General features: G+C 23.3%; 1 protein-coding gene. It reads right to left on the bottom strand.

Annotated features, from left to right (window positions below; genetic code table 11):
- Nucleotides 1-221: 221 nt before the first annotated feature.
- A partial coding sequence (locus CAMP5053_RS08255) for a hypothetical protein (RefSeq protein ID WP_337217645.1) occupies nt 222-674 on the bottom strand: 453 nt, incomplete at its 5' end.

Genomic DNA, 674 nt, shown 5'->3' with positions numbered 1-674 from the left:
CAATAAGAATACTTAAAGTTATAAGATAAATTCTTACAGTAGTAAAACTAGCAATAAACAAAATCAAACCCCAGCCAATAGAAAGTGCAATACTATCTCCCATTTAAACTCCTGTATTATAAAGCACATTATAAGCTTTATCTTTAAAATCAAGTTTAGTGATAAAATCTTTACTATAAAGTTTAAAATCCAAACCATAAGGAGTGAATTTTTGATAGTCTTTAAATAAATATATACATCAAATACACACTTGCAATTAATATAATAATATTACACACAAATCCCATAAACCAACTTAATTTTTTGCGTTTTTCTTTTATGCTATAACATTTAAATAAATAAGCTTGTAATAAACAAGGAAGTATAATAAATGTGATTACTAAAAAAAACATAGCCATACAAGTCAAAAATCCAAAATAATTATACGCTTTATATTCTTGTGGTGACAATTCTTTAGCTTCTAGAGAGCTAAGTAATGCAAGATCCTTAGAAGTTTCAAGATCATAAGTAAGATAAAATACGATAACAATAGCCATAAAAAAGATAGTGAAAGATATTAAAAAATAAGACTTTAAAAATTCTTTTATATTAATTTTAATCCAATAATTTAAAATAGAAAAGACAATAAGAACACTTAAAGTTGTAAGATAAAATTTTATATTAGTAAAAGCAAA

Source organism: Campylobacter sp. S4:11 (assembly GCF_024723695.1).
In the GTDB taxonomy this organism is placed as follows: Bacteria; Campylobacterota; Campylobacteria; order Campylobacterales; family Campylobacteraceae; genus Campylobacter_D; species Campylobacter_D jejuni_C.
This window is presented reverse-complemented; position numbering and strand designations above follow the sequence as displayed.